The organism is Photobacterium sanguinicancri (assembly GCF_024346675.1).
Taxonomy (GTDB): Bacteria; Pseudomonadota; Gammaproteobacteria; order Enterobacterales; family Vibrionaceae; genus Photobacterium; species Photobacterium sanguinicancri.
Window position 1 is genome coordinate 3,633,666 of record NZ_AP024850.1, and the last position, 24,143, is coordinate 3,657,808.

The following is a 24,143-nucleotide window of genomic DNA, read 5'->3' on the forward strand; positions in this document are numbered from 1 at the left end:
AAATTCATTGTTACTTAAAAAGTCACAATGAACAGTTTTGACTATTCATTTCACGAGTGCCCACACAGATTGCATGGTCAAATTGTTAAAGAACGTTGACTTTCAATACCTTAGCGTTGAACGCTTCAGCAAGTCAGGACGCGTATAATACGCTTCTCAACTTTTAAGTCAAGATAAAACTTTCATCTTTTTAATCATTCGATTAAAACATAAAAACCTTATATTGACTCCGCTCACACCGCTTGATGCTAGAGCGAAATAAAAGCCCGTTGTTGCCAACGGGCTCTCAAAATTGAAGCCTGGCGATGACCTACTCTCACATGGGGAGACCCCACACTACCATCGGCGCTATTACGTTTCACTACTGAGTTCGGCATGGGATCAGGTGGGTCCATAATGCTATGGTCGCCAAGCAAATTCGGTTTATCTTACGCCGTAGCGGAAGATACAATCTGGGAAAATCTAACTAGTTACAATATTCGTTCTTAACACGCATTCAAGCGTTATGGAGTCCGTAAAACCCCTTGGGTGTTGTATGGTTAAGCCTCACGGGCAATTAGTACAGGTTAGCTCAATGCCTCGCAGCACTTACACACCCTGCCTATCAACGTCGTAGTCTTCGACAACCCTTTAGAGACCTTAAAGGTCTAGAGATGACTCATCTTGAGGCTCGCTTCGCGCTTAGATGCTTTCAGCGCTTATCGATTCCGAACGTAGCTACCGGGCAATGCTATTGGCATAACAACCCGAACACCAGCGGTTCGTCCACTCCGGTCCTCTCGTACTAGGAGCAGCCCCTCTCAATCATCTAACGCCCACGGCAGATAGGGACCGAACTGTCTCACGACGTTCTAAACCCAGCTCGCGTACCACTTTAAATGGCGAACAGCCATACCCTTGGGACCGACTTCAGCCCCAGGATGTGATGAGCCGACATCGAGGTGCCAAACACCGCCGTCGATATGAACTCTTGGGCGGTATCAGCCTGTTATCCCCGGAGTACCTTTTATCCGTTGAGCGATGGCCCTTCCATTCAGAACCACCGGATCACTATGACCTGCTTTCGCACCTGCTCGAATTGTCATTCTCGCAGTCAAGCGGGCTTATGCCATTGCACTAACCTCACGATGTCCGACCGTGATTAGCCCACCTTCGTGCTCCTCCGTTACTCTTTGGGAGGAGACCGCCCCAGTCAAACTACCCACCAGGCACTGTCCGCACCCCCGATTAGGGGGCGACGTTAGAACATCAAGCATACAAGGGTGGTATTTCAAGATTGCCTCCACATCATCTAGCGACAATGCTTCAAAGGCTCCCACCTATCCTACACATGTAGGGTCAATGTTCAGTGCCAAGCTGTAGTAAAGGTTCACGGGGTCTTTCCGTCTAGCCGCGGGTACACAGCATCTTCACTGCGATTTCAATTTCACTGAGTCTCGGGTGGAGACAGCGTGGCCATCATTACGCCATTCGTGCAGGTCGGAACTTACCCGACAAGGAATTTCGCTACCTTAGGACCGTTATAGTTACGGCCGCCGTTTACCGGGGCTTCGATCAAGAGCTTCGACCGAAGTCTAACCCCATCAATTAACCTTCCGGCACCGGGCAGGCGTCACACCGTATACGTCATCTTTCGATTTTGCACAGTGCTGTGTTTTTAATAAACAGTTGCAGCCACCTGGTATCTGCGACTCCCAGCAGCTTAGAGAGCAAGTCTCATCACCGCGAGGAGCGTACCTTCTCCCGAAGTTACGGTACCATTTTGCCTAGTTCCTTCACCCGAGTTCTCTCAAGCGCCTTGGTATTCTCTACCTGATCACCTGTGTCGGTTTGGGGTACGATTGCTTATAACCTATCGCTTAGAGGCTTTTCCCGGAAGCATGGCATCAATGACTTCATCACCGTAGTGACTCGACATCGGGTCTCAGCCTTAAGATAGTCCGGATTTGCCTAAACTATCAGCCTACACCCTTGAACTTGGACGACCGTCGCCAAGCCCACCTAGCCTTCTCCGTCCCCCCATCGCAGTTATAAGCAGTACGGGAATATTAACCCGTTTCCCATCGACTACGCCTTTCGGCCTCGCCTTAGGGGTCGACTTACCCTGCCCCGATTAACGTTGGACAGGAACCCTTGATCTTCCGGCGAGGGAGTTTTTCACTCCCTTTATCGTTACTCATGTCAGCATTCGCACTTCTGATACCTCCAGCAGCCCTTACAGACCACCTTCAACGGCTTACAGAACGCTCCCCTACCCAATATGAACAAGTCATATTGCCGCAGCTTCGGTGTATAGCTTAGCCCCGTTAAATCTTCCGCGCAGGCCGACTCGACCAGTGAGCTATTACGCTTTCTTTAAATGATGGCTGCTTCTAAGCCAACATCCTGGCTGTCTGAGCCTTCCCACATCGTTTCCCACTTAGCTATAACTTTGGGACCTTAGCTGGCGGTCTGGGTTGTTTCCCTCTCCACGACGGACGTTAGCACCCGCCGTGTGTCTCCCGGATAGTACTTACTGGTATTCGGAGTTTGCAAAGGGTTGGTAAGTCGGGATGACCCCCTAGCCTTAACAGTGCTCTACCCCCAGTAGTATTCGTCCGAGGCGCTACCTAAATAGCTTTCGGGGAGAACCAGCTATCTCCAGGTTTGATTGGCCTTTCACCCCTAGCCACAAGTCATCCGCTAATTTTTCAACATTAGTCGGTTCGGTCCTCCAGTAAGTGTTACCTCACCTTCAACCTGCCCATGGCTAGATCACCTGGTTTCGGGTCTAATCCTAGCAACTATGACGCCCAGTTAAGACTCGGTTTCCCTACGGCTCCCCTAAACGGTTAACCTTGCTACTAAAATTAAGTCGCTGACCCATTATACAAAAGGTACGCAGTCACCCAACAAGTGGGCTCCTACTGCTTGTACGTACACGGTTTCAGGTTCTATTTCACTCCCCTCACAGGGGTTCTTTTCGCCTTTCCCTCACGGTACTGGTTCACTATCGGTCAGTCAGGAGTATTTAGCCTTGGAGGATGGTCCCCCCATGTTCAAACAGGATATCACGTGTCCCGTCCTACTCGTTTTCACTAATAATGCGTTGTCGGTTACGGGGCTATCACCCTGTATCGCTGTGCTTTCCAGCACATTCACCTAACGCAAGACTGGCTTAAGGGCTAATCCGATTTCGCTCGCCGCTACTCTCGGAATCTCGGTTGATTTCTCTTCCTTCGGGTACTTAGATGTTTCAGTTCCCCGAGTTCGCCTCGTTACGCTATGTATTCACGTAACGATACGTGCTTATGCACGTGGGTTTCCCCATTCGGAAATCCCAGTCTCAAGTGATTTTTACTATCTAAACTGGGCTTATCGCAAGTTAATACGTCCTTCATCGCCTCTGACTGCCAAGGCATCCACCGTGTACGCTTAGTCACTTAACCATACAACCCCAAGAGGTCTGTATGTTCAAACAACCAAGGTTTTATCGTCACTCATTTCCGATCAAGAAAAATGAGGACATTGGTTTTTCGCCGGACTCTACACAAGACACTTGAATGTGTGTTGTTTTGAGAACTCGTTTTTATCATTAAAGATAAAAACTATTGTAATTCAATCATTTGATTGAATTTACTAGTCAGCTTTCCAGATTGTTAAAGAGCATAACGCAAAAAGCGTTAATCAATAACCGAAGTCATTCATTAGCGCTTTCGCTATTTCTAAAACTAATTTACCAAGCAATCTGTGTGGACACTGCATCAAACAAGCAGTCTATCGTTTAAGGAGGTGATCCAGCCCCAGGTTCCCCTAGGGCTACCTTGTTACGACTTCACCCCAGTCATGAACCACACCGTGGTAAACGCCCTCCCGAAGGTTAAGCTATCTACTTCTGGTGCAGCCCACTCCCATGGTGTGACGGGCGGTGTGTACAAGGCCCGGGAACGTATTCACCGTGGCATTCTGATCCACGATTACTAGCGATTCCGACTTCATGGAGTCGAGTTGCAGACTCCAATCCGGACTACGACGTACTTTCTGGGATTCGCTCACCATCGCTGGTTGGCAGCCCTCTGTATACGCCATTGTAGCACGTGTGTAGCCCTACTCGTAAGGGCCATGATGACTTGACGTCGTCCCCACCTTCCTCCGGTTTATCACCGGCAGTCTCCCTGGAGTTCCCACCATTACGTGCTGGCAAACAAGGATAAGGGTTGCGCTCGTTGCGGGACTTAACCCAACATTTCACAACACGAGCTGACGACAGCCATGCAGCACCTGTCTCAGAGTTCCCGAAGGCACTAAGCTATCTCTAGCGAATTCTCTGGATGTCAAGAGTAGGTAAGGTTCTTCGCGTTGCATCGAATTAAACCACATGCTCCACCGCTTGTGCGGGCCCCCGTCAATTCATTTGAGTTTTAATCTTGCGACCGTACTCCCCAGGCGGTCTACTTAACGCGTTAGCTCCGAAAGCCAGGACTCAAGGTCCCAACCTCCAAGTAGACATCGTTTACGGCGTGGACTACCAGGGTATCTAATCCTGTTTGCTCCCCACGCTTTCGCATCTGAGCGTCAGTCTTTGTCCAGGGGGCCGCCTTCGCCACCGGTATTCCTTCAGATCTCTACGCATTTCACCGCTACACCTGAAATTCTACCCCCCTCTACAAGACTCTAGTCTGCCAGTTCAAAATGCTGTTCCGAGGTTGAGCCCCGGGCTTTCACATCTTGCTTAACAGACCGCCTGCATGCGCTTTACGCCCAGTAATTCCGATTAACGCTCGCACCCTCCGTATTACCGCGGCTGCTGGCACGGAGTTAGCCGGTGCTTCTTCTGTTGCTAACGTCAAACGGCAACGCTATTAACGTTACCGCCTTCCTCACAACTGAAAGTACTTTACAACCCGAAGGCCTTCTTCATACACGCGGCATGGCTGCATCAGGGTTTCCCCCATTGTGCAATATTCCCCACTGCTGCCTCCCGTAGGAGTCTGGACCGTGTCTCAGTTCCAGTGTGGCTGATCATCCTCTCAAACCAGCTAGGGATCGTCGCCTTGGTGAGCCATTACCCCACCAACTAGCTAATCCCACCTGGGCTAATCTTGACGCGAGAGGTCCGAAGATCCCCCTCTTTGGCCCGTAGGCATTATGCGGTATTAGCTATCGTTTCCAATAGTTATCCCCCACATCAAGGCATATTCCCAGGCATTACTCACCCGTCCGCCGCTCGTCAGCAAATTAGCAAGCTAATTCCTGTTACCGCTCGACTTGCATGTGTTAGGCCTGCCGCCAGCGTTCAATCTGAGCCATGATCAAACTCTTCAATTTAAAGTTTTTGATGGCTCAATGAATACTGATTGAATATCGATAACTAGAAGCTAGTCATGATATTCGAATTGACTGTGCCAAAGCTTAAGTAAACTTAAGTTTTGTATTGGTCACTCAGTTCATTGATGCCAAATTCATTGTTACTTAAAAAGTCACAATGAACAGTTTTGACTATTCATTTCACGAGTGCCCACACAGATTGCATGGTCAAATTGTTAAAGAGCTTTGCTTTCAGTGCCTTAACACTTAAGCAGGAGGCGTATAATACGCTTTCTACTTTGAAAGTCAACATAAAATTCTATGTAATTCACACAAAACATTATGTTGACTCGTCTCATTGAGACAAGTCGAAATTGAAGCCTGGCGATGACCTACTCTCACATGGGGAGACCCCACACTACCATCGGCGCTATTACGTTTCACTACTGAGTTCGGCATGGGATCAGGTGGGTCCATAATGCTATGGTCGCCAAGCAAATTCGGTTTATCTTACGCCGTAGCGGAAGATACAATCTGGGAAAATCTAACTAGTTACAATATTCGTTCTTAACACGCATTCAAGCGTTATGGAGTCCGTAAAACCCCTTGGGTGTTGTATGGTTAAGCCTCACGGGCAATTAGTACAGGTTAGCTCAATGCCTCGCAGCACTTACACACCCTGCCTATCAACGTCGTAGTCTTCGACAACCCTTTAGAGACCTTAAAGGTCTAGAGATGACTCATCTTGAGGCTCGCTTCGCGCTTAGATGCTTTCAGCGCTTATCGATTCCGAACGTAGCTACCGGGCAATGCTATTGGCATAACAACCCGAACACCAGCGGTTCGTCCACTCCGGTCCTCTCGTACTAGGAGCAGCCCCTCTCAATCATCTAACGCCCACGGCAGATAGGGACCGAACTGTCTCACGACGTTCTAAACCCAGCTCGCGTACCACTTTAAATGGCGAACAGCCATACCCTTGGGACCGACTTCAGCCCCAGGATGTGATGAGCCGACATCGAGGTGCCAAACACCGCCGTCGATATGAACTCTTGGGCGGTATCAGCCTGTTATCCCCGGAGTACCTTTTATCCGTTGAGCGATGGCCCTTCCATTCAGAACCACCGGATCACTATGACCTGCTTTCGCACCTGCTCGAATTGTCATTCTCGCAGTCAAGCGGGCTTATGCCATTGCACTAACCTCACGATGTCCGACCGTGATTAGCCCACCTTCGTGCTCCTCCGTTACTCTTTGGGAGGAGACCGCCCCAGTCAAACTACCCACCAGGCACTGTCCGCACCCCCGATTAGGGGGCGACGTTAGAACATCAAGCATACAAGGGTGGTATTTCAAGATTGCCTCCACATCATCTAGCGACAATGCTTCAAAGGCTCCCACCTATCCTACACATGTAGGGTCAATGTTCAGTGCCAAGCTGTAGTAAAGGTTCACGGGGTCTTTCCGTCTAGCCGCGGGTACACAGCATCTTCACTGCGATTTCAATTTCACTGAGTCTCGGGTGGAGACAGCGTGGCCATCATTACGCCATTCGTGCAGGTCGGAACTTACCCGACAAGGAATTTCGCTACCTTAGGACCGTTATAGTTACGGCCGCCGTTTACCGGGGCTTCGATCAAGAGCTTCGACCGAAGTCTAACCCCATCAATTAACCTTCCGGCACCGGGCAGGCGTCACACCGTATACGTCATCTTTCGATTTTGCACAGTGCTGTGTTTTTAATAAACAGTTGCAGCCACCTGGTATCTGCGACTCCCAGCAGCTTAGAGAGCAAGTCTCATCACCGCGAGGAGCGTACCTTCTCCCGAAGTTACGGTACCATTTTGCCTAGTTCCTTCACCCGAGTTCTCTCAAGCGCCTTGGTATTCTCTACCTGATCACCTGTGTCGGTTTGGGGTACGATTGCTTATAACCTATCGCTTAGAGGCTTTTCCCGGAAGCATGGCATCAATGACTTCATCACCGTAGTGACTCGACATCGGGTCTCAGCCTTAAGATAGTCCGGATTTGCCTAAACTATCAGCCTACACCCTTGAACTTGGACGACCGTCGCCAAGCCCACCTAGCCTTCTCCGTCCCCCCATCGCAGTTATAAGCAGTACGGGAATATTAACCCGTTTCCCATCGACTACGCCTTTCGGCCTCGCCTTAGGGGTCGACTTACCCTGCCCCGATTAACGTTGGACAGGAACCCTTGATCTTCCGGCGAGGGAGTTTTTCACTCCCTTTATCGTTACTCATGTCAGCATTCGCACTTCTGATACCTCCAGCAGCCCTTACAGACCACCTTCAACGGCTTACAGAACGCTCCCCTACCCAATATGAACAAGTCATATTGCCGCAGCTTCGGTGTATAGCTTAGCCCCGTTAAATCTTCCGCGCAGGCCGACTCGACCAGTGAGCTATTACGCTTTCTTTAAATGATGGCTGCTTCTAAGCCAACATCCTGGCTGTCTGAGCCTTCCCACATCGTTTCCCACTTAGCTATAACTTTGGGACCTTAGCTGGCGGTCTGGGTTGTTTCCCTCTCCACGACGGACGTTAGCACCCGCCGTGTGTCTCCCGGATAGTACTTACTGGTATTCGGAGTTTGCAAAGGGTTGGTAAGTCGGGATGACCCCCTAGCCTTAACAGTGCTCTACCCCCAGTAGTATTCGTCCGAGGCGCTACCTAAATAGCTTTCGGGGAGAACCAGCTATCTCCAGGTTTGATTGGCCTTTCACCCCTAGCCACAAGTCATCCGCTAATTTTTCAACATTAGTCGGTTCGGTCCTCCAGTAAGTGTTACCTCACCTTCAACCTGCCCATGGCTAGATCACCTGGTTTCGGGTCTAATCCTAGCAACTATGACGCCCAGTTAAGACTCGGTTTCCCTACGGCTCCCCTAAACGGTTAACCTTGCTACTAAAATTAAGTCGCTGACCCATTATACAAAAGGTACGCAGTCACCCAACAAGTGGGCTCCTACTGCTTGTACGTACACGGTTTCAGGTTCTATTTCACTCCCCTCACAGGGGTTCTTTTCGCCTTTCCCTCACGGTACTGGTTCACTATCGGTCAGTCAGGAGTATTTAGCCTTGGAGGATGGTCCCCCCATGTTCAAACAGGATATCACGTGTCCCGTCCTACTCGTTTTCACTAATAATGCGTTGTCGGTTACGGGGCTATCACCCTGTATCGCTGTGCTTTCCAGCACATTCACCTAACGCAAGACTGGCTTAAGGGCTAATCCGATTTCGCTCGCCGCTACTCTCGGAATCTCGGTTGATTTCTCTTCCTTCGGGTACTTAGATGTTTCAGTTCCCCGAGTTCGCCTCGTTACGCTATGTATTCACGTAACGATACGTGCTTATGCACGTGGGTTTCCCCATTCGGAAATCCCAGTCTCAAGTGATTTTTACTATCTAAACTGGGCTTATCGCAAGTTAATACGTCCTTCATCGCCTCTGACTGCCAAGGCATCCACCGTGTACGCTTAGTCACTTAACCATACAACCCCAAGAGGTCTGTATGTTCAAACAACCAAGGTTTTATCGTCACTCATTTCCGATCAAGAAAAATGAGGACATTGGTTTTTCGCCGGACTCTACACAAGACACTTGAATGTGTGTTGTTTTGAGAACTCGTTTTTATCATTAAAGATAAAAACTATTGTAATTCAATCATTTGATTGAATTTACTAGTCAGCTTTCCAGATTGTTAAAGAGCATAACGCAAAAAGCGTTAATCAATAACCGAAGTCATTCATTAGCGCTTTCGCTATTTCTAAAACTAATTTACCAAGCAATCTGTGTGGACACTGCATCAAACAAGCAGTCTATCGTTTAAGGAGGTGATCCAGCCCCAGGTTCCCCTAGGGCTACCTTGTTACGACTTCACCCCAGTCATGAACCACACCGTGGTAAACGCCCTCCCGAAGGTTAAGCTATCTACTTCTGGTGCAGCCCACTCCCATGGTGTGACGGGCGGTGTGTACAAGGCCCGGGAACGTATTCACCGTGGCATTCTGATCCACGATTACTAGCGATTCCGACTTCATGGAGTCGAGTTGCAGACTCCAATCCGGACTACGACGTACTTTCTGGGATTCGCTCACCATCGCTGGTTGGCAGCCCTCTGTATACGCCATTGTAGCACGTGTGTAGCCCTACTCGTAAGGGCCATGATGACTTGACGTCGTCCCCACCTTCCTCCGGTTTATCACCGGCAGTCTCCCTGGAGTTCCCACCATTACGTGCTGGCAAACAAGGATAAGGGTTGCGCTCGTTGCGGGACTTAACCCAACATTTCACAACACGAGCTGACGACAGCCATGCAGCACCTGTCTCAGAGTTCCCGAAGGCACTAAGCTATCTCTAGCGAATTCTCTGGATGTCAAGAGTAGGTAAGGTTCTTCGCGTTGCATCGAATTAAACCACATGCTCCACCGCTTGTGCGGGCCCCCGTCAATTCATTTGAGTTTTAATCTTGCGACCGTACTCCCCAGGCGGTCTACTTAACGCGTTAGCTCCGAAAGCCAGGACTCAAGGTCCCAACCTCCAAGTAGACATCGTTTACGGCGTGGACTACCAGGGTATCTAATCCTGTTTGCTCCCCACGCTTTCGCATCTGAGCGTCAGTCTTTGTCCAGGGGGCCGCCTTCGCCACCGGTATTCCTTCAGATCTCTACGCATTTCACCGCTACACCTGAAATTCTACCCCCCTCTACAAGACTCTAGTCTGCCAGTTCAAAATGCTGTTCCGAGGTTGAGCCCCGGGCTTTCACATCTTGCTTAACAGACCGCCTGCATGCGCTTTACGCCCAGTAATTCCGATTAACGCTCGCACCCTCCGTATTACCGCGGCTGCTGGCACGGAGTTAGCCGGTGCTTCTTCTGTTGCTAACGTCAAACGGCAACGCTATTAACGTTACCGCCTTCCTCACAACTGAAAGTACTTTACAACCCGAAGGCCTTCTTCATACACGCGGCATGGCTGCATCAGGGTTTCCCCCATTGTGCAATATTCCCCACTGCTGCCTCCCGTAGGAGTCTGGACCGTGTCTCAGTTCCAGTGTGGCTGATCATCCTCTCAAACCAGCTAGGGATCGTCGCCTTGGTGAGCCATTACCCCACCAACTAGCTAATCCCACCTGGGCTAATCTTGACGCGAGAGGTCCGAAGATCCCCCTCTTTGGCCCGTAGGCATTATGCGGTATTAGCTATCGTTTCCAATAGTTATCCCCCACATCAAGGCATATTCCCAGGCATTACTCACCCGTCCGCCGCTCGTCAGCAAATTAGCAAGCTAATTCCTGTTACCGCTCGACTTGCATGTGTTAGGCCTGCCGCCAGCGTTCAATCTGAGCCATGATCAAACTCTTCAATTTAAAGTTTTTGATGGCTCAATGAATACTGATTGAATATCGATAACTAGAAGCTAGTCATGATATTCGAATTGACTGTGCCAAAGCTTAAGTAAACTTAAGTTTTGTATTGGTCACTCAGTTCATTGATGCCAAATTCATTGTTACTTAAAAAGTCACAATGAACACTTTTGACTATTCATTTCACGAGTGCCCACACAGATTGCATGGTCAAATTGTTAAAGAACATACTGACTTCGTAGCGGGCTTAGCGCCTTGCTCCGTGTCAGTGAGGTCGTATTATAGAGACTTCGATCACATTGGCAAGGGGCATTTAGAGATAATTATGACATTTAGGTTTAAGCGCTCAACTATCGAACAATAAGCCTTATTTTAGGTATTATTCACACCGTTACAGCGTTATTCTTTTCACTCTTATCATCAAAGCAGACTATTTCTATGCCAGATTCTATGCGTACCTTTAAAGGAAAAGCTCCAAAATTAGGCCTTAATACCTATATAGATGTGTCTGCCGTTATGATCGGTGAAATTTCACTTGGTGATGAATCAAGTATTTGGCCTTTAGTCACCGCGCGAGGCGACGTTAATCATATATCGATTGGTCATCGCTCAAATATTCAAGATGGAACTGTACTCCATGTCAGCCGTGCTACTCATGATAACCCCAGTGGCCACCCTTTAATCATTGGTGATGATGTTACCGTTGGCCATAAAGCAATGCTGCATGGTTGCCATATTGGTGATCGAGTATTAGTCGGCATGGGAGCGATCATTTTAGATGGTGCCGTCATTCATAATGACATCATCATCGGAGCGGGGAGTTTAGTGCCGCCAGGTAAGATATTAGAGAGTGGCTTCCTTTATATAGGTAGCCCTATAAAACAAGCGCGCTCTTTAACGGATAAAGAACGCGCTTTCCTGTCTATCTCTGCTGATAACTATGTTCGCCTGAAAGATGACTACTTAGCTGAGATTAGCCAATAACAACAGAGCCATCAGGCTCAAAGTTTTCATCTTCGATTTTTTCTTCAGCGAGATCTTCAAGGTCGAAGCGTAGATGTATAAATGCAGAAAGAATATCGGCTTCATTAACCAAGGAACCTTCGCTCCGTTGTTGTAACCAGCCAAGCGATACCCAGCAATCAATCAATGCACCCGCTTGTTGTGCAGGGAAGCTTACCGCTTGGCGTTTTGCATCCCAAGTTTGAATATCTGCAAATAAAATATCTTGGTTCATGATTTTTGTTCTCTATTTATTATAATTGAAGCTGAAGTCTCAGTTCGCGTTGTACCTGCTTCGCACTAGGGCGCAAGCCTCGCCATAGCATAAAGCTTTCGGCAGCTTGGCCCACTAACATCCCAAGTCCATCAAGTGTTCTATGCGCGCCTAAATCTTTTGCCCATTGATTAAAGGTGGTGGTTTGCGCGCTATACACCATATCGTAGCAAGTCACTTGACTTGAAATCAGGCTATGGGGCAGGGAAGGTAATTGCCCGGATAACCCTGCAGACGTCGAGTTGATAATAATGTCGAATGTCAGACCATCAAGTTCATCGATCGCTTGCGAAGCAATTGTGCCATGTGAAGAAAAAAGGGCGGCTAATTGTTGCGCTTTGGCTTCAGTTCGATTGGCCACAACCACTTCTGCTGGCTGCTGAGCTAATAAAGGGAGGATAACCCCACGCGCGGCACCACCAGCACCAACCAATAAAATACGCTTTCCCTTTAAAGGGACTTGATGCTGCAATAAGTCCTGAACTAATCCTTCACCATCGGTGTTATCACCAAGAATCACACCATCGTCAAGTTTCTTCAAAGTATTCACTGCGCCCGCTAAGCGTGCACGTTCAGTTAATTGCTGCGCATATTGGAAAGCTTCTTCTTTAAAGGGGGCTGTAATGTTACAGCCGCGACCACCCTGAGCAAAAAAACGATCCGCAGCCACAGTAAAACCATCTATATCAGGTTGCTCAGCATGGTAGACCATGTCTTGCGCAGTTTGGCGAGCAAATAAGGTATGAATAAAAGGCGATTTGCTTTGAGTGATGGGATTACCAAAAACAACGTACTGATCCATGTGGGAAAGCTTCCAATAAATGAGGGACGATCATTCGACCCTAACACTGCATCTATGGAAGCTCAAACAGTTCGTTTACCAAGATCGTGGTTTTAAATACTCTTGGTATAACTTGGCTTCTGCAGAATCCGCTTCTGGTTGGTAGCTATATTCCCAACGCGCTAATGGCGGCATTGACATTAAGATCGACTCGGTACGACCGCCACTTTGCAAACCAAATAGGGTGCCGCGATCATAAACTAAGTTAAATTCAACATAGCGACCACGTCGATAAAGCTGGAACTCACGCTCGCGTTCACCGAAGGGTAGGGTGTGACGCTTTTTAACGATAGGGAGGTACGCATCAATGTAGCCATTCCCGACAGCTTGCATGTAATCAAAACTCTTCTCAAAACCCCATTCATTCAAATCATCGAAGAACAAGCCTCCGACACCACGCGTTTCATCACGGTGGGGTAGATAGAAGTATTTATCACACCATGCTTTATGCTCGGCATACACCTGATCACCAAATGGTTGGCACAAGGTTTTTGCCGTATCATGCCAATGCTGACAGTCTTCTTCAAAAGGATAGAATGGGGTTAGGTCAAAACCACCGCCAAACCACCATACCGGTGCTTCACCTTCCTTTTCAGCAATAAAAAATCGAACGTTTGCATGTGAGGTCGGTACATATGGGTTATTTGGGTGGATAACCAATGACACGCCCATAGCTTCAAAGCTACGACCTGCTAATTCTGGGCGATGTGCAGTCGCTGAGGCTGGCATTTTAGTCCCAAAGACATGAGAGAAATTCACGCCCCCTTGCTCGAAGACTGCCCCTCCTCGCATCACTCGGCTACGACCACCGCCACCTTGTTCACGCAGCCATTCGTCTTGTTCAAAGGTCGCTTGACCATCTTGCACTTCAATCGCCCGGCAAATTCGGTCTTGAAGATCGAGTAAAAAGGCTTTAACTGCGGCTTTATCTACTGTTTGCATGCTCTCTATCCTTGGCGAAAAACATTACCTGTGATCGCATCACGAATTTCAGATGGGTTATCACGACCACCTGTTTCCCCCTGCAAAATAGCAGGTAAACAATGACCGAGTTGTAATTCAACTTCGGCAGCTGTTCGTCCCGGCTCTTGGCCTGACAGATTAGCGCTGGTTGAAGTGATGGGTTTACCAAATTCTCGGCATAATTGTTGAACCAACGGGTGATCCGTTACTCGAACAGCAATTGTTGAAAATTGCCCTGTCAAATAACTAGGCACGCTCGCTTTGGTAGGCATAACCCAAGTCACAGGTCCCGGCCATGTCGCTTTAATTTTCTGACGCTGAGCTGGTGATAACTGGCTATCATCAATGTAAGGCAACAGCTGGTCATAATCTGCGGCTATTAAAATCAGACCTTTTTCTATTGGACGTTGCTTAATATCGAGCAATTTCATAACTGCTGGCTCATTGTCGGGGTCACAGCCCACGCCAAAGACAGCTTCAGTCGGGTAGGCGATAACCTCTCCCTGTTGCAGTGCGGTGATCACTTGCGCAAAATTTTCCACGTCACCCTCATTATTATTTAGCTGATTATCATTTAACTTCCTATTTACTAGTTTACCCACTCTGAGCAAGCAACTCCATGACGGTAATACAATGAGACAAATACACCGACGCAAACGTTTTCCTTCGTTTAAAATCACCGTATAATGCGGCCAACACGTATTATTTGCGACGTTTTAAGTTATCAACAGGAGATCGGAATGAAAGTTGGAATTATCATGGGTTCGAAATCTGACTGGCCAACCATGCAACATGCCGCTGAAATGCTAGATCGCTTCAATGTGCCTTATGAAACAAAAGTAGTTTCTGCTCACCGTACTCCTCAACTTCTTGCTGATTACGCCAACAGTGCTAAAGAACGCGGGATCAAAGTCATCATCGCAGGCGCAGGCGGAGCCGCTCATCTTCCTGGAATGGCTGCGGCATTTACCAGCCTACCTGTACTTGGTGTTCCCGTGCAATCACGCGCTCTGAAGGGCATGGACTCATTACTGTCTATCGTTCAAATGCCAAAAGGTATTGCGGTTGGTACCTTAGCCATTGGTGAAGCAGGCGCCGCAAATGCCGGCATTTTGGCCGCACAAATCATTGGCACGCACGATGAAGAAGTGATGGCAAAAGTAGAAGCGTTCCGCAGCGAACAAACCGAAACCGTTCTTGCGAATCCAAACCCAGCAGAGGACTAAACACATGCACGTACTGGTTTTAGGCGCAGGTCAGCTCGCTCGTATGATGTCATTAGCAGGTGCTCCACTGAATATTGAGATCTCTGCGTTTGATGTGGGCAGTGAAAATATCGTTCACCCACTAACGCAAGTGGTGATAGGCCAAGGATTAGAAGCAGCCATTGCGCGTGCCGATGTCATCACTGCTGAGTTTGAGCATATCCCGCACCATATCCTTGATGTGTGTGAGCAAAGTGGTAAGTTCCTGCCAACCACTGATGCGATTAAAGCCGGAGGCGATCGCCGAATAGAAAAAGCATTACTTGATAGTGCAAAAGTGCGCAATGCCAAATATTACGTTATCAATAACCGTGCCGATTTTGATGCTGCAGTCCAACATGTAGGCCTGCCTATGGTATTAAAAAGTGCGCTTGGTGGTTACGATGGCAAAGGACAGTGGCGTTTAAAAGATCCCGCTCAGATGGATACCATGTGGGATGAAATGGCACAGTGCATTGCCGCGACACCAACTCAAGCTATTGTCGCTGAAGAATTTGTACCCTTTAATCGCGAAGTATCACTGGTTGGTGCACGTGGCAAAGATGGATCTGTTTCCGTCTATCCACTCGCGGAAAATGTGCATACCAATGGTGTATTAAGTCTATCGACTGCAATTAACGAAGAAGCACTACAAGCACAAGCAAAGCACATGTTTACCGCTGTCGCTGAGAGCCTTGATTATGTCGGCGTATTAGCCCTTGAGTTTTTTGACCTTGATGGTGAGCTACTGGTTAATGAAATTGCCCCTCGCGTTCATAACTCAGGCCACTGGACGCAGCAAGGTGCTGAAACCTGTCAATTTGAAAACCATTTACGTGCCGTTTGTGGCTTACCCCTGGGGAGCACAGACTTGATTCGGCCAACGGCAATGATCAATATTTTAGGTGAAGATACTTTACCTAAAAGCGTGCTGACCGAAGCAGGTTGCCATGTTCACTGGTACGGCAAAGAAAAGCGAGCGGGGCGAAAAATGGGACATATCAATGTGTGTGCCCCTACACCTGAAGCGCTGGTTAATAAATTACAAGCTCTCAGCCAGCAGCTTGATAGCACGGCATTTCCAGCACTATCGCTTTAGATAAAAAAGACGAGCACTCTGTCTCGCCCTAAACGACAAAAGCCAGCATCAATGCTGGCTTTTTTATCTGCTCACGTCTGTACTTACTCTGCAGGCTCGCGATGCTCAGGCTCTACAGCATCTTGGTATGCATGGCATTTACGATCAGCGCATTGCAGTTTAATACCACTCGCTAATTTCTTCTCAATCAGCAAACCGTAGCCGCATAACTGACAGCGCCCCATGATGGGTTTATGGTTAACCGCAAAACGGCACGTTGGAAATTGATCGCAAGCAAAGAACATTTTGCCATAACGAGACTTACGCTCAGTTAACGCTCCCTTATGACAACTTGGGCAGGCAATATGCGTTTCTTCCGCTTTTTTTTCAAGCGGCTCGATATGGTGACAGGTAGGGTAATTTAAACACCCAATAAACATCCCATAACGGCCTTGTCGCAATACAAGCTCATCATTACATTCAGGGCAAGGCTTACCTAAATGTTTAACAATATGACCATCATTTTGATGAAGCGGCTGAATAAATTCACAGTTTGGGTATTGGCTACAGCCCAAAAATGGACCTCGCTTACCAAAGCGCATGGTTAGCTCATTACCACACTCAGGGCAGGCTTGGTGCGTTAACGCGTGCTCGTGAGTCGTAAAAAGTTCTTGGTCAATTTTACCAGACATGATGATTGATACTGCCGTTCGCTAATTAGTGAATGTAGCCATCTTCCATGCCATACAACAGCTCTTCCATTTGGCTGTAAGCACTTTCGTTACCTGGCGCATTGAAAAGCACCATTAAGATAATCCATTGAAGGTCATCCAGAATAAATTCATTCGTTTCAAGCTCCATTACTCGGTCAATCACCATCTCACGAGTATCAGCACTCAGAACATGAATCTGCTCTAGGTAAATTAGAAAGCCACGACACTCGACATCAAGACGTGTCATCTCTTGTGGGGTATAAATTCGAATTGACGTCACCGCACTGGTATTCATGTACGGGTTCTGTTCAGTTTCTTGTAGCGCAGCCAGCTTTTCTAACCAAGATAGTGCTTTGTATATGTCTTCTTGATGAAAGCCCGCTCGAAGTAGCTCATCGGATAGTTCTTCCTGATCAACCAACAGCTCTGCATCGCTGTGTATATAGGTTTCAAACAGGTACATTAAGATATCCATCATGACTTGCCCCTCCTCGTTCTGATATAGCCACCGGGTACTGAGGTAACAAACCCAAGCAATTCTAGCTCTAATAATTGCATCATAACTTCATGCACGGGTTGTTCACTACGTTCAGCAACCACATCTACGGGTGTTGCTTCATTGCCTACGGTAGCCAACAAGGCGGGAAATGGCAATTGCTGATCTTCACCCTGTGGCAGAGTTTTGCTTAATTGACTATTTATTGCGCACTCTGTCAGTGCACCTACCTCCTCAAAGATATCGACCGGGGTTTCTACCAATTTAGCACCCGATTTTATTAATGCGTTACAGCCTCTACTTTCAGGGTTACGGATCGAACCTGGTAGAGCAAAAACATCTCGCCCTTGCTCTAAGGCATAACGCGCCGTAATCAAAGAACCACTTTTTTCTGCGGCCTCTACAACTAATACGCCCACCGACAAGCCACTGATCACTCGGTTACGCCGAGGAAAGTTTTGCGGGCGTGGTTTTTCATCTGGCCAGAACTCAGAAACTAACGCCCCTTGCTCTTTTATCTTAGCGGCTAAATCACGATGACGAGCAGGATAGACCTGTGACAGGCCTGCTCCCAAAACGGCAATTGTCGCACCACCATGCTTTAATGCGCCATGATGCGCTTGACCATCAACCCCTAACGCCAAGCCACTGGTTACCACATAATTGGCCGCAACCAAGGCACCAGCAAACTCATAGGCTGATTCACGCCCGTCAATACTGGCAGAGCGACTCCCCACAATAGCAAGCTGAGGTGCACTCAGGTATTCCACTTGACCACTCACAAATAAGACTGGAGGCGCGGCAGCAATTTGCTTGAGTAAAGCAGGATAATAGGGGGAATCGATAGTCAGGATCGTATTATCTTGATGGTCGGCCCACCAAAGGCAACGATCAATCTGCGCTTGAAGAGGAGTACGAAAGGCTGATATTTGAGAAAGGGATAAGCCGAATGTCTGTAACTGTTCTGTCGACATGGCACGCAATTGCGTTGGCGTACCATGTTGTAATAAACGACTGACTTTTACACCACCAACGCCAGGAACGGCAGTGAGTGCAAGCCAGTCTTCCAGACTATTCATGGTGTAGATTGAGGTGATAGCGCCGAAACGCCAGAACTAAATGGCTCAGAACTGCGCAAGACAATCGCCAAACTAAAAGCTTCATAGGCACGAATAACCATCACCTCGCCAATACCTCGAGGGGCAAGTTGAAACTGCTTTCCAGTATAAGAGGAGCGTTTATAGTCATAACTCCCTTTTTTACCTTCAATCTCTGTCACAGGGTGATGTAATTGCAACACGTGGCCCGCCTGAAGCGAATCTAAATGGCCTTTATCTAATACCACAACTTCAGACGTCGCAATGTACGATTGGCCACCGATCGCCCCCATCACTTGCGCTTTAACACCGACGGGTGGCGTAGCAGGTACAAAAAATAACTCCGAGCTAGCACCTAAGGCTGGCGCGGGTAATAACACGTCATTCAAATTGATCTCTTGACGATACGACTGCAATTCAAGGGTGCTGGTTTCGGCTTGCTGCGCATTCACCTTCATCTTTGCCACTTCTTTTAGCACTGTGACTGGCTTACTGCCTTTACGTGTATACGTTTCGACGGGACGATAAACCCACCATTCCTCACCAAGCGGTAACACTGTATCTGCCCACACAATATCACCCGCAGACAGCTGTTTACGTTGATCATCACTCCCTAAAACACGCGGCGCATCCGCTAACGCGGCATCTGACAACAAGCGGTGTTCTTCTAAATAAGGCAGTACCAGTGATGATTGTAATGTCGTAATCGGGGAACGGATCACTTTAATCTCGGGCGATACTTTGACTATTTTTGATGGTTTACGTTGTAAGCGCGGCTGACCATCAACCCACACTAAATACAATTTATCGCCAGGATAAATTAGGTGGGGATTTTCAATTTCAGGGTTAGCTTGCCACAGTTTTGGCCATAGCCAAGGTGTCGCGAGAAAATGATTAGAAATATCCCACAAGGTGTCACCTTTCTTTACGGTGTACACGTCTGGGATATTTTCATTCAAAACAATATTATTACTCGTGTTGCTCGCCCAGCCAGGTTGAATACACACCACGGCAGTTAGCACGCACGAAAAAAGAAAAGAGAGGGGCTTCATGATGCCATCCTTGCACTACACAGATTCGTTATCCGGCAAGCTGTTTGCCTATAGTTGTCGTCCAGCGTGACAGCGGCAGACGTTCAGTGTCTATCTTCTTATTTTGGCTAACAATCGCTTTTCGACTGACTTCACGCTTTCAATTTACCCTTTGCAACAACACGCACTAAGGGTGTTGAACTTACCGAAAACTGTGTACTTAGCTTTACAGCGAACTGCTGATATTGAACATTCATCACCGATGCTGTTATTTGATCGTTAAAATGACTAGAATTAGAACAAATTATTTTTCGGCACTGTTCACTTTTCGAGTACCTATGTCTTTATTGCAAGTATTAACATTCCCAGATGATCGCCTGCGCACTGTCGCTAAGCCAGTTGAAGCCGTTACCCCTGAGATCCAAAAAATTGTCGATGACATGATTGAAACCATGTACGACGAAGAAGGTATCGGTCTAGCAGCCACGCAAGTTGATGTTCACCAACGCATCGTGGTGATTGATATCTCCGAAGAACGCGATCAACCCATGGTACTGATTAATCCTGAAATCACCGAAAAACGCGGTGAAGATGGTATCGAAGAAGGTTGTCTTTCTGTTCCGGGCGCTCGTGCTTTAGTTTCTCGTGCAGCCGAAGTATCAGTCAACGCGCTTGATCGCGATGGCAACCCGTTCTCGTTTGAAGCTGATGATCTGCTGGCAATTTGTGTTCAACATGAATTAGACCATTTAGCAGGAAAGCTGTTTGTTGATTACCTATCGCCACTGAAGCGTAAGCGTATTCAAGACAAGCTAACGAAAATCAAACGCTTTAACGAAAAGAACTAATAAGCCAAAACCTTTAAGGACGCTACCTTGAGCAAACCTTTGAAAATCGTTTTTGCTGGTACGCCAGACTTCGCCGCCCGTCATCTGGCGGCGTTGTTGTCTTCACAGCATGAAGTTATTGCCGTTTATACTCAACCTGACCGCCCTGCGGGTCGTGGTAAAAAGCTAACGGCGAGCCCAGTAAAAGCACTAGCGCTTGAACATGACATTCCCGTATACCAACCAGAAAACTTCAAATCAGATGAAGCCAAGCAAGCGCTGACCGATTTGAATGCAGACTTAATGGTTGTGGTTGCGTACGGTTTGCTATTACCGCAAGCCGTATTGGATACCCCAAAACTGGGTTGTATCAATGTTCATGGCTCAATTTTACCGCGCTGGCGTGGTGCGGCACCAATCCAACGTTCGATCTGGGCGGGAGATGCCGAAACAGGCGTTACCATCATGCAGATGGATATTGGCCTAGATACTGGCGATATGCTAAGCATTGCAACCCTACCAATTGAAGCAACAGACACCAGCGCAAGCATGTACAACAAGCTTGCTGAACTGGGTCCTGATGCATTAATTGACTGCCTTGGTGATATTGCAGAAGGCAAAGCAGTACCAGTGAAACAAAATGATGAACTGGCTAACTACGCGAAAAAGCTAAGCAAAGAAGAAGCAAAAATCGATTGGACCATGGATGCTGAAGCGATTGAACGTTGCGTTCGCGCTTTTAACCCTTGGCCAATGAGCTACTTCACCGTGGCAGAGCAAAACGTAAAAGTTTGGCGCACAGCTGTGGAAGCCGATAATCAAGGTAAGCCCGCTGGTACGGTTCTATCTGCAGACAAGCACGGCATTGTGGTTGCAACAGGTAAAGGCGCACTACGCCTGATAGAGCTACAACCACCCGGTAAGAAAGCGATGCAAAGCCAAGATTTGCTGAACTCTCGCCGTGAATGGTTTGAGCCCGGCACCGTTTTGTAATGCGAAAGCCAGTGCTTGCACTGGCTTTTCTTTTCTATCCAAATAGAAAATACGCAACACTATCGCGCTTAATACCTTCCAGTATTAACGTTAAAAGAATTTCAGGAAAATCCGAATGAATGTAAGAGCCGCTGCAGCCAAAGTTATCTATCAGGTTGTTGATCAGGGCCAATCCCTTTCCAACGTACTCCCTGCTGCTCAACAAGAAGTGAGAGAGCGAGACCAAGCACTATTGCAGGAGATTTGTTATGGCGTACTGCGCTGGTTACCGCGATTAGAGTCCATTACTAACCACCTAATGGACAAACCACTGAAAGGCAAACAACGGGTTTTCCATCACCTTATTTTAGTGGGTCTTTATCAACTCGGTCACATGCGTATTCCCGCACATGCCGCTGTTGCTGAAACGGTTGATGCCACTAAAACACTGAAAAAGCCGCAACTTCGTGGCTTGATAAACGCTATTTTGCGTAACTATCAACGTCAACAAGAAGCACTAGATGCTCAATCAATCAGCCATGATGCGGGTCGTTATGGCCACCCTAGCTGGTTACTAAAGCTGCTTAAGGCGAGCTACCCTGAACAACTTGAAGCGATTGTTGAAGCAAACAACACCAAAGCACCAATGTGGCTACGTGTGAATCGCCAACACAATACCCGTGATGAATACCGAGTCCTGCTAGACAACGAAGGTATTGCCACAGAATTGCACCCACAAGCAGGTGATGCACTGCGCCTGTTAAAACCTTGCGATGTTACACAACTGCCAGGGTTTGCTGACGGTTGGGTATCCGTTCAAGATGCAGCGGCACAATTGGCGGTTGAATACTTACAACCTCAAGCTGGCGAATTGATCCTAGATTGCTGCGCTGCACCCGGTGGCAAAACCGCGCATATTATGGAGCGTCAACCCGATACCCAAGTGGTGGCCATTGACTGTGATGAGCACCGCCTATCACGTGTACACGAGAACCTTGAACGTTTAAATCTAACCGCTCAAGTTTTGTGTGCCGATGCGCGCTACCCAAGCGATTGGTGGCAAGGTGAGAAATTTGACCGCATCTTACTCGATGCGCCGTGTTCAGCAACCGGTGTTATTCGTCGCCACCCAGACATCAAGTGGCTACGCCGTGCTGATGACATTGCAGCATTAGCCGAACTACAAGCTGAAATTTTTGATGCAATGTGGCTGCAACTCAAATCAGGCGGCACCTTGGTATACGCAACCTGTTCTATCACTCCGCAAGAAAACAGCGAGCAAGTAAAAGCCTTCTTAGGCCGCACCGCTGACGCGACGTTAATGGATAGCGATCCGACCAACCCTGGTCGTCAAATCCTACCAGGTGAAGAACAAATGGATGGCTTCTACTACGCCGTATTGAAGAAGCAATAACAGCCATCTAACGCTGAAACGAGAACAATCAGGCTATTTCAATCTAGCCTGATTTAAAAATCGGAGTAAGCTACGTCAATATTAGAACGGGGCACATACGTGCCTTTGTGCCAATTTAGAGAAACTCAGTCAGGCGAATGCTATGAAAATAATCATCCTCGGAGCCGGTCAGGTCGGGGGCACACTCGCAGAAAACCTTGTGGGTGAAAACAACGATATTACTATCGTTGATAAAGACCCAGAGCGTCTGCGGGAGCTGCAAGACAAGTACGATCTTCGTGTCGTACAAGGTTTTGCTAGCCACCCAAAAACCTTGCGTGATGCAGGTGCACAAGATGCTGATATGCTGGTTGCCGTCACCAATTCTGACGAAACCAACATGATCGCCTGTCAAATTGCCTTCTCTTTATTTAATACCCCAAACCGTGTGGCGCGTATTCGCTCACCTGAATACCTGAAAGAAAAAGAACAGCTATTCCAATCCGATGCTGTTCCTGTCGATCACCTTATTGCACCAGAAGAACTGGTAACAGGTTATATCGAGCGATTAATCGAGTACCCAGGTGCGTTACAGGTTGTTGGTTTTGCGGAAGATAAAGTTGGCCTTGTCGCAGTTAAAGCCTACTACGGTGGTCCACTTGTGGGGAATGCCTTGTCAGCACTACGCGAGCACATGCCGCATGTTGATACTCGTGTCGCTGCCATTTTCCGCCAAGGTCGTCCTATTCGCCCACAAGGTACCACGATTATTGAAGCCGATGATGAAGTGTTCTTTGTCGCAGCCAGCAACCATATTCGCTCCGTCATGAGTGAACTTCAGCGCCTTGAAAAGCCGTACAAACGGTTGATGATTGTCGGTGGCGGCAACATTGGGGCAGGGTTGGCACGACGTTTAGAGCAAACCTACAGCGTCAAGCTGATAGAGCGAAACCCTAACCGTGCTGAAAACCTATCAGAAATGCTAGAGAACACTATCGTGTTTTGTGGTGATGCGTCAGATCAAGAGCTCCTCAGCGAAGAGCACATCGAACAAATTGATGTTTTCATTGCCGTAACCAATGATGATGAAGCGAATATCATGTCAGCGATGCTGGCCAAACGTATGGGCGCCAAAAAAGTCATGGTGCTTATTCAGCGTGGCGCTTACGTTGATTTGGTACAAGGTGGTACGATTGATATTGCGATTTCCCCGCAACAAGCCACTATTTCAGCCTTACTCACCCATGTCCGTCGAGCGGATATTGTCAATGTATCGTCACTCCGTCGTGGGGCGGCAGAAGCGATTGAAGCCATTGCCCATGGTGATGCCAGTACATCAAAAGTCGTGGGACGCGCTATCAGTGACATTAAGCTACCACCGGGTACCACTATTGGTGCCATTGTTCGTGGCGAAGAAGTATTGATCGGCCATGACAGAACGGTTATTGAACAAGACGATCACGTAGTGATGTTCTTGGTTGATAAGAAATATATCCCAGATGTTGAACGCTTGTTCCAACCAAGTCCGTTCTTCTTGTAA

At 47.9% G+C, this 24,143-nt stretch carries 15 protein-coding genes and 6 rRNA genes; 7 read left to right on the forward strand and 14 right to left on the reverse strand.

The genetic code is table 11. The features are described from left to right. Positions 1-297 precede the first annotated feature (297 nt). From rrf (OCU87_RS16735) to OCU87_RS16760, 6 genes are all read right to left on the reverse strand, one after another. Positions 298-413: ribosomal RNA gene (gene rrf / locus OCU87_RS16735) — 5S ribosomal RNA — on the reverse strand. A gap of 122 nt (positions 414-535) precedes the next feature. Further along, positions 536-3,428 (reverse strand): 23S ribosomal RNA (locus OCU87_RS16740). Between the two features lie 336 nt (positions 3,429-3,764). Next, a 16S ribosomal RNA gene (locus tag OCU87_RS16745) occupies positions 3,765-5,307 on the reverse strand. Positions 5,308-5,665: 358 nt separating this feature from the next. After that, a 5S ribosomal RNA gene (gene rrf, locus OCU87_RS16750) occupies positions 5,666-5,781 on the reverse strand. 122 nt (positions 5,782-5,903) lie between these two features. Continuing rightward, positions 5,904-8,796: ribosomal RNA gene (locus OCU87_RS16755) — 23S ribosomal RNA — on the reverse strand. Between the two features lie 336 nt (positions 8,797-9,132). Next, positions 9,133-10,675, reverse strand: a 16S ribosomal RNA gene (locus OCU87_RS16760). Together the 16S, 23S and 5S rRNA genes form the textbook arrangement of a ribosomal RNA operon. 435 nt (positions 10,676-11,110) lie before the next feature. Between OCU87_RS16760 and OCU87_RS16765 the strand changes: the two genes are divergently transcribed. Then, a complete protein-coding gene (locus OCU87_RS16765; protein WP_261857590.1) occupies positions 11,111-11,656 on the forward strand; it encodes a gamma carbonic anhydrase family protein in 546 nt (181 codons plus the stop codon). On the opposite strand, the gene OCU87_RS16770 is transcribed toward OCU87_RS16765, so the two are convergent. From OCU87_RS16770 to tsaC, 4 genes are all read right to left on the reverse strand, one after another. Next, on the reverse strand, positions 11,646-11,909 hold the full coding sequence (locus tag OCU87_RS16770) for a DUF1488 family protein (RefSeq protein ID WP_261857591.1): 264 nt from the start codon (positions 11,907-11,909) through the stop codon (positions 11,646-11,648). The genes OCU87_RS16765 and OCU87_RS16770 overlap by 11 nt on opposite strands. 19 nt (positions 11,910-11,928) lie before the next feature. Further along, complete coding sequence (gene aroE, locus OCU87_RS16775) at positions 11,929-12,750, reverse strand: shikimate dehydrogenase (RefSeq protein ID WP_261857592.1); 822 nt, start codon at positions 12,748-12,750, stop codon at positions 11,929-11,931. Between the two features lie 75 nt (positions 12,751-12,825). Next, a complete protein-coding gene (gene hemF / locus OCU87_RS16780; RefSeq protein ID WP_261857593.1) occupies positions 12,826-13,731 on the reverse strand; it encodes an oxygen-dependent coproporphyrinogen oxidase in 906 nt (301 codons plus the stop codon). A 5-nt stretch (positions 13,732-13,736) separates the two neighbouring features. Next, positions 13,737-14,294, reverse strand: coding sequence for an L-threonylcarbamoyladenylate synthase type 1 TsaC (gene tsaC / locus OCU87_RS16785; RefSeq protein WP_094958746.1), 558 nt, complete (start codon positions 14,292-14,294; stop codon positions 13,737-13,739). Between the two features lie 198 nt (positions 14,295-14,492). Between tsaC and purE the strand changes: the two genes are divergently transcribed. Together purE and OCU87_RS16795 are read left to right on the forward strand one after the other, a co-directional pair. Beyond that, complete coding sequence (purE, locus tag OCU87_RS16790) at positions 14,493-14,978, forward strand: 5-(carboxyamino)imidazole ribonucleotide mutase (RefSeq protein ID WP_094958741.1); 486 nt, start codon at positions 14,493-14,495, stop codon at positions 14,976-14,978. Between the two features lie 4 nt (positions 14,979-14,982). Beyond that, complete coding sequence (locus tag OCU87_RS16795) at positions 14,983-16,095, forward strand: 5-(carboxyamino)imidazole ribonucleotide synthase (RefSeq protein ID WP_261857594.1); 1,113 nt, start codon at positions 14,983-14,985, stop codon at positions 16,093-16,095. 83 nt (positions 16,096-16,178) lie between these two features. On the opposite strand, the gene OCU87_RS16800 is transcribed toward OCU87_RS16795, so the two are convergent. The 4 genes from OCU87_RS16800 to OCU87_RS16815 are packed head-to-tail and all read right to left on the reverse strand — an operon-like array spanning position 16,179 to position 19,432. Then, positions 16,179-16,766 carry a DNA topoisomerase family protein gene (locus OCU87_RS16800; protein ID WP_062690446.1) on the reverse strand — a complete coding sequence of 196 codons (588 nt, stop codon included), beginning with the start codon at positions 16,764-16,766 and terminating at the stop codon, positions 16,179-16,181. A 25-nt stretch (positions 16,767-16,791) separates the two neighbouring features. Beyond that, entirely contained in the window at positions 16,792-17,265 is a 474-nt protein-coding gene (locus tag OCU87_RS16805) for a DUF494 family protein (protein WP_062690445.1), read from the reverse strand. Next, a complete protein-coding gene (dprA, locus tag OCU87_RS16810) occupies positions 17,262-18,362 on the reverse strand; it encodes a DNA-processing protein DprA (protein ID WP_062690444.1) in 1,101 nt (366 codons plus the stop codon). Before dprA ends, OCU87_RS16805 begins: the two co-directional genes overlap by 4 nt. After that, complete coding sequence (locus tag OCU87_RS16815) at positions 18,359-19,432, reverse strand: LysM peptidoglycan-binding domain-containing protein (RefSeq protein ID WP_261857595.1); 1,074 nt, start codon at positions 19,430-19,432, stop codon at positions 18,359-18,361. The genes dprA and OCU87_RS16815 overlap by 4 nt, the downstream gene beginning before the upstream one ends. Before the next feature lie 317 nt (positions 19,433-19,749). Between OCU87_RS16815 and def the strand changes: the two genes are divergently transcribed. From def to trkA, 4 genes are all read left to right on the forward strand, one after another. Then, positions 19,750-20,259, forward strand: coding sequence for a peptide deformylase (gene def / locus OCU87_RS16820; protein WP_062690443.1), 510 nt, complete (start codon positions 19,750-19,752; stop codon positions 20,257-20,259). Between the two features lie 27 nt (positions 20,260-20,286). Further along, positions 20,287-21,231, forward strand: coding sequence for a methionyl-tRNA formyltransferase (gene fmt, locus OCU87_RS16825; protein WP_261857596.1), 945 nt, complete (start codon positions 20,287-20,289; stop codon positions 21,229-21,231). A gap of 115 nt (positions 21,232-21,346) precedes the next feature. Continuing rightward, entirely contained in the window at positions 21,347-22,624 is a 1,278-nt protein-coding gene (rsmB, locus tag OCU87_RS16830; protein ID WP_261857597.1) for a 16S rRNA (cytosine(967)-C(5))-methyltransferase RsmB, read from the forward strand. Between the two features lie 142 nt (positions 22,625-22,766). Beyond that, positions 22,767-24,143 (forward strand): Trk system potassium transporter TrkA, encoded by a 1,377-nt coding sequence (gene trkA, locus OCU87_RS16835; RefSeq protein ID WP_094957141.1) that lies wholly within the window; start codon positions 22,767-22,769, stop codon positions 24,141-24,143.

What these genes read in the sequence shown, in the direction of transcription:
- rsmB (WP_261857597.1), top strand. Translation starts at nt 21,347, where the DNA reads ATGAATGTAAGAGCCGCTGCAGCCAAAGTTATCTATCAGGTTGTTGAT.
- trkA (WP_094957141.1), top strand. Translation starts at nt 22,767, where the DNA reads ATGAAAATAATCATCCTCGGAGCCGGTCAGGTCGGGGGCACACTCGCA.
- OCU87_RS16765 (WP_261857590.1), top strand. Translation starts at nt 11,111, where the DNA reads ATGCCAGATTCTATGCGTACCTTTAAAGGAAAAGCTCCAAAATTAGGC.
- OCU87_RS16770 (WP_261857591.1), bottom strand. Translation starts at nt 11,909, where the DNA reads ATGAACCAAGATATTTTATTTGCAGATATTCAAACTTGGGATGCAAAA.
- dprA (WP_062690444.1), bottom strand. Translation starts at nt 18,362, where the DNA reads ATGAATAGTCTGGAAGACTGGCTTGCACTCACTGCCGTTCCTGGCGTT.
- OCU87_RS16805 (WP_062690445.1), bottom strand. Translation starts at nt 17,265, where the DNA reads ATGATGGATATCTTAATGTACCTGTTTGAAACCTATATACACAGCGAT.
- hemF (WP_261857593.1), bottom strand. Translation starts at nt 13,731, where the DNA reads ATGCAAACAGTAGATAAAGCCGCAGTTAAAGCCTTTTTACTCGATCTT.
- purE (WP_094958741.1), top strand. Translation starts at nt 14,493, where the DNA reads ATGAAAGTTGGAATTATCATGGGTTCGAAATCTGACTGGCCAACCATG.
- OCU87_RS16800 (WP_062690446.1), bottom strand. Translation starts at nt 16,766, where the DNA reads ATGTCTGGTAAAATTGACCAAGAACTTTTTACGACTCACGAGCACGCG.
- def (WP_062690443.1), top strand. Translation starts at nt 19,750, where the DNA reads ATGTCTTTATTGCAAGTATTAACATTCCCAGATGATCGCCTGCGCACT.
- OCU87_RS16795 (WP_261857594.1), top strand. Translation starts at nt 14,983, where the DNA reads ATGCACGTACTGGTTTTAGGCGCAGGTCAGCTCGCTCGTATGATGTCA.
- aroE (WP_261857592.1), bottom strand. Translation starts at nt 12,750, where the DNA reads ATGGATCAGTACGTTGTTTTTGGTAATCCCATCACTCAAAGCAAATCG.
- OCU87_RS16815 (WP_261857595.1), bottom strand. Translation starts at nt 19,432, where the DNA reads ATGAAGCCCCTCTCTTTTCTTTTTTCGTGCGTGCTAACTGCCGTGGTG.